The sequence below is a fragment of the Gaoshiqia sediminis genome (genome assembly GCF_025907915.1).
GTDB classification, from domain to species: domain Bacteria; phylum Bacteroidota; class Bacteroidia; order Bacteroidales; family Prolixibacteraceae; genus Gaoshiqia; species Gaoshiqia sediminis.
Genome location: NZ_JAPAAF010000006.1, coordinates 200,455 through 206,460, shown reverse-complemented (window position 1 = coordinate 206,460; position 6,006 = coordinate 200,455). Strand labels below are relative to the sequence as shown.

General features: G+C 45.4%; 4 protein-coding genes. 2 read left to right on the top strand and 2 right to left on the bottom strand.

Annotated features, from left to right (window positions below; genetic code table 11):
• Positions 1-352: 352 nt before the first annotated feature.
• A complete protein-coding gene (locus N2K84_RS06890) occupies positions 353-667 on the bottom strand; it encodes a helix-turn-helix domain-containing protein (RefSeq protein ID WP_282591054.1) in 315 nt (104 codons plus the stop codon).
• A 649-nt stretch (positions 668-1,316) separates the two neighbouring features.
• Here N2K84_RS06890 and N2K84_RS06885 point away from each other — a divergent pair.
• Positions 1,317-2,066 (top strand): hypothetical protein, encoded by a 750-nt coding sequence (locus N2K84_RS06885; protein ID WP_282591053.1) that lies wholly within the window; start codon positions 1,317-1,319, stop codon positions 2,064-2,066.
• Between the two features lie 9 nt (positions 2,067-2,075).
• Positions 2,076-4,076: a BACON domain-containing protein gene (locus tag N2K84_RS06880; RefSeq protein WP_282591052.1), complete on the top strand. Its 2,001-nt coding sequence runs from the start codon at positions 2,076-2,078 to the stop codon at positions 4,074-4,076.
• Between the two features lie 497 nt (positions 4,077-4,573).
• Here the strand turns inward: N2K84_RS06880 and N2K84_RS06875 are convergent, their stop codons facing one another.
• Positions 4,574-5,287: a hypothetical protein gene (locus N2K84_RS06875; RefSeq protein WP_282591051.1), complete on the bottom strand. Its 714-nt coding sequence runs from the start codon at positions 5,285-5,287 to the stop codon at positions 4,574-4,576.
• Positions 5,288-6,006: the final 719 nt, after the last annotated feature.

Genomic DNA, 6,006 nt, shown 5'->3' with positions numbered 1-6,006 from the left:
TAACTAAAAATTTAAGGATGAGAATAGAAGTTACGCAGTTTTTTGCACCATGTCAAGCTGCCCCGCATCGCGGGGTTTAGTTCAACGTTTCTGTATAATCTATTATTGAATTTATTTCGCCATTACCGGCCGGAAATATCAACTTATCGTTCCGATTTGGCTCAGTATCGTTAACTGTTTTCTAAACTCATTTTCTTAATTAGACTTTTAAAGGTAAAATTATTTTTTGATGCATGCGCGTAGTCCCGGGAAGTTTTGATGCCCTAGCTTCCCCCTGCCACCGATGCGCTATGACAAGGGAGGAAGTAGTCCGTAAGATCCTATTTTTACCGAACAACCCAGTTTTCCGATCTTATTTGCTAAGCACTTTCAGCAGCGTGGCATTTTCGATTTCCAGCTCGCGCAAGCGTACCCGGGTGGCTTCTTCGAGGGTGTGTTTGGGCGGATTGTTCAATTCCAACTGGTCGGCCAGTGCCCTGAGCAGGTTAAACTCCAGAACAACCGACAACTCGGATAAGCGGTTTAGCCGCAGCTGCCCTTCTTTCAGCATTTTGCTTACGGAACTTGGGTGCATGCCCATTTTCTTGGATAGCTGACTGCTGTTTAGGCCTTTCTCTTTCATTTTTTGCCGTATCAAGCGGATGGCTTCCTGTTCGATGCTTTTCATATGCCTTACAACTGATTTGTTTACCGAATAAATATAGTCTTTTATTCACACATACAAGCCATAAAGCAGTTATCATGTTCCTTAAAGCATTAGCTAATAGCACATAACAACATTTTATAAGCTATAAAGAAGACATTAATCGTGTTATATGCCTTATATATCGAATTAATAAATACAAACATCGACTTCTATCATACAAATATCGGCTTCTATCAGACATACATCGGCTTCAATCATACAAACATCGTCTTCTATCATACAGACTTCGGCTTCTATCAGACATACTTCGTCTTCTATCAGACATACATCGTCTTAATAAATATTAGTCTATCCTTTTTAAATCACTAATTCGTCTAAAGCGCAATACAACAGGAATAAAACGCACACCACGCCTTTCAAACCTTGTTTTGAAATCTTGGCATCAACTAACTTTTACGCCGCAATAGCAGATCTGCTTTTCAGACACTGATCTTCCTCCTTTGTTCCGGCTCTTATTGTTTACCTTCAGACACAAACACAGTCTTTTGTTATCACTCAAAACCACTGCACGATACCCTCTCAGCACAAAAAAACAAGCCCCGGTTTTACGGAACAATAAATAAAATACCCTACATTAGCATTTCAAGAATCAACCAAACAACCTACCTGTATGACACGTCTTTTGTTCTGCATCCTGCTTTTCGCGGCACTTCCCGCTTCTGTAAGCGCACAGGTCCAATCGGCCGAAACATCGGTAAACCTTTCCGGGCATCAAGATTCGCCCAAGCTGGTGTTATCCGCCAGGGGCGGGCTGTCGTACCTGACCGCCAGCGCCAAAGAGGACAAGAAAACACTCCAAAGTTACGGGCTCAGCGAAGATGCCGCAGATGACTACTACCGCGATTATAAGCTGGGTTACCACAGCCGGGCCAACCTGGGCCTCGTGTTCCCCTCGGGCATGGGCGGGGGAATTGTGCACCGCTACTTTTCGACCAGCGCCGGACTGACCGGCTTCTTCGATCCGCAGGACGGGGTGCACCTCATTTACGGAGAGACAAGCGAACAGGTCCACATCAACTTTTACGGGGCTACCTTCGACATGCAAGAGGAGCTAAGCCCAAAACTCACCGGAAAATTGAGCTACGGCATCGGCTACACCGATTTCAGGGACGAAATGATCATGATGAACCAACCTGTGCTGATCACCGGGAACAACCTCGGCCTGGATATGGCTTTCGATTTGCAATACCTGCTGTTCGGTAAACTGACCCTGAACGCGCAGCTTTCGTATTTTGTTTGCACCCTCAAAAAAGTAAAGTTCGACGATGGCTACACCAGCGAAAGCTACGAGCTGTCGGGCAACGAAAAACAAAACCTGTCGGCCCTGGACCTTTCGGTGGGGCTTTCCTACACCTTCTAAACCAAGGATATGAAAACAATCATCACCATCATTCAACGAGTAAGCCTGTTGTTGCTGCTTTGCGTTCCGTTTTTGTTTGAAGCCTGCAACGATGAATTTCTGGAGGAAAATGCCAACCAGTCATTCCTTTTGCAAGACACCCTGTTTATAACCGAAAAGACCATTGCGCAGGAAATAACCCTGGGTATCCCGGAAGCAAAAAATGCCCGTTACACCATCCGGGTCATCCCCAAATGGCTGGAGATTGCCGAAATGGAAGGAACCTTCGACAACGGCTATGCCAAGCTTTCTGTTTCGGCAGTTCCGTTACCCGAATTCAACGATCTGGGATTTTACGAGGGCTCCCTTCATATTTATGTTGAAGGAAAGGGCACCTATTACGGCACCGTTTTTTATGCCCGGCTGGGAGATCCAACCATCACGGTACAACCCGCCATTGTGGATTTTGGTACAGAGGACTATGCCACTGTAACCGTTTCGGATACCACTGCAAACAGCATCCTGATTTGGGAAATACAGGAACTGCCCAACTGGCTGAACGCAAATGCGACGAATGGCATGGCCGTACAGAACGGGAGCAACATGATCTCTTTTTGGGTGAACCGCGAAAACCTGGAACCGGGAGTTTACACCCATAACCTGGTGTTGTGGAACAATTCGCTCAATGAAAAATTCATCCTTCCGGTGAGCATGAAGGTGGTAGGCCCCAGCATGAGCGTATCGCCCGCCCAGGTTGATTTGGGTGTAAGCGGAACCGTAGCTGTTACCATCAGCAACACCACTGAAAACAGCACCTTGCACTGGTCCATCAAAGACCTCCCGCCGTGGTTGCTGGTTAGCCAAACCGACGGAACAACCACCCGCTACCAAAACAGCACAATAACCTTTAGCGTGAACCGCGAAAACCTGGACATTGGTGTTTACACCCATGACCTGGTGATTGAAAACGATTCGGAGAACAAAACATTCGTTCTTCCGGTCAGGATGGAAGTGGTCGATTTTATGGACGAAGCATTGACCACTCTTTTGGAAGGCCACATTGTTGATGCGGAATACCACGAAGGCAGCGGAATACTGGCCATCATTACCCAAACGCCCAAACTCTTACAGCTTTACCACACCAACACCAACACGCTGGAGTCGTTTGCCCTGGAAAGCGTTCCGGCTTGTATCAGTCTGGCTGAAGACGGCAGCGAGCTTCTGATCGGGAATACCAATGCAACCATAAGCCGCATCAGCCTGGCAACCCCAACCGTTCATCAAACCCTTGAAATTGATTGTATCCCGTATGACATTGTTTTCGGGGGCAATAACTGGTGCTACATCACCCCCACCCTCGATCAGTGGGTGCCTTTCCGCAGTTTGAACCTGCAAACCGGGGAGCTTGTTAAATCAAGCAGTTCGAGCGCCATCTACGAAAAAACCATCATCCGGAAAATCCCGAACAAAGACAACCTGCTGGGCACCCGCACCGGCTTAAGCCCTTCGGGCATTTTGCTGTTCGATACCAGCCAGGGTATCTGCAACGAAAACATCAACTACTGGCACGAAGGGATCGGCAATTTCTGGCTGACGGAGGACGGGTCGAAGTTTGTTTGCTCAACCGGACGCATCTACCGCACACCCGACTATACCGACGACTACGTACACAGCATCGACATATCGCCCATCGGCGACCTGGGCGCCAACTGGGACGCCCCCATAAAATGGACCGACCACAGCGCTGCCGCCAACACCTTGTTTGTGCTGCGGGCCGCTCCGGACTACTACACCAATAATAACGACTCGTGGATTGAAAGCTACGACGCCTACAGTTACGAAAAACTGGCAACCTACCGGCCCATGCCCATTGTTTTAACCATCGGGGGGGTACGGAAGGAATACGAAACCAAAGCATCTTTTGTATTTGCATCGAACGATGAAACGGCCATCTATGTGCTGAAAAATGTACATCAAAGCTATTCCATTGGCAACCAATGGGCCATTGAAAAGATTATTACGGGCAACTAACTTGTTTCAGGATCTGTCAATAACAGGCGCCGAAGTTGAAACAGATTCCGAAATAAATTCGGAATGACAGCTCCGGAAACTTTGCACGATCCTTAGGATTTTGCCCGGCTCATCGGGATTGGCAGGAAAGTCATTCCACGCGGCTGGAATGTCATCCTACCTTGCCGTTAAAAACGCCTGATGCCGTTTACCTATCAAGACTGCCCCCTCTGCATGACCGGATGGGGCAGTTCTTTTCTTGTAGCAGTCACTTATTGAATCCCATTAGATGCCGGAGGCATCAACTGTTTATAGAAAGAAGGGGCTAATCTTCAGGTTCGACCCCTGTGGGGTCGCATGTCTTCCACCTATCAATCCGCTATAAACATGAAATCCCTCCCGGGATTTTACGGACGTAAACACCATTGCTTATTAGCCTGATTCTATTTTCCTTCCCTTCGTCACCGCTCCGCTAAGACGAGGGCGAGGTGGGGAAGTTCGGGGATTTTTCATTTCTTTCAATACTTTATACAAAAGATTATCAACACAGAGATAAATGATAAACAACTTATTAGAAAAGAAATAGTGGTCAATCTACCAAAAAGTTTAAACCTTTTTGACGAGTTGGGTTGAAACATTTTATTCACAATTTTATCAGATAGCCCAAATGCTTCTTGGTAAGTGTCTTTGGCGTAATTCATAGCAAATTCAAATTCTTGCTTTGCACCTTGCGCAATTATTTGGTAGCGTTTCTTTAAATCATTAATTAGTATTTGTTTACCCTCTGAATTTAATCTTACATATTCGTCCAAAACATGGGAAACATCGTCGTCGAAGTCTGCCTTTAAACGCCTCACTACTTCATTAATGTCATTTACATCTGAAATGTTATCTGGATTTACTTCCATGATTTGTTGCCTGGAAAAAGCACCTTGAAGATAAAATTCAATACTTTGATAGTGTATCTGATAAATATAGAAGAACCATCTGTATAGTATTCCTGAAATTATCGAAGTCGAGAGTAAAACTAAAACTGTCTTTATTGTAAAATGGTCAAATGAATTATTGAATTTTGTTAGATTGGTCACGATAATCGAAAGTCCCCCAATTGAGAAGCCTACAATCCAGATCATAAATTTCTCTGAATTATTAAAGTTGTATCTTTGATTTTCACGGTGCTTTTCGAGATTTTCAAAGAATGTGTCCATTACAAATTCAAATGGTCTTTTCATCGTTATTTATAGTTATGAATACCTGTTTTAAATTTACCGCGTAGAGTGGAGCCTAACAGCCCATTCAAAGCTTACGTTACGTAAATGTACAAATTATGCGTTAACTGCCAGTGTCCCCTGCATCAAACAGTACGTGAAGTTTTAACGGCTCATCGGGATGTGCAGGAACGTCATTCAACGTGGGCTGGATTGTTATCCACTCTTGCCGTTAAAAACGACTGATGCCGTTTACCTATCAAGACTGCCCCTCTGCATGACCGGATGGGGCAGTTCCTTTCTTGTAGCAGTCACTTATTGAATCCCATTAGATGCCGGAGGCATCAAATGTTTATAGAAAGAAGGGGCTAATCTTCAGGTTCGACCCCTATGGGGTCGCATGTCTTCCACCTATCAATCCGCTATAAACATGTAATCCCTCCCGGGATTTTACGGACGTAAACACCATTGCCTATTAGCCTGATTCTATTTCCCTTCCCCTCATCACCGCTCCGCTAAGACGAGGAGGAGTTTTGTCGCCATAAGAAAAGGCTGTAACATGTGATGAAACAGCCTTTTCGGATCGTCAAAAATCTAAAACTTACTCTTCAATCTTCTCAAATACATCGTTGTATTTGTTCATCACGTATTTCACCAGATACCACGACAGCACAACAAGTGCGGGCCAGGTGAGAAACAGCAGGATGGATGTCCAGTACATATGGTTTGTTTTTTCGGTTAAT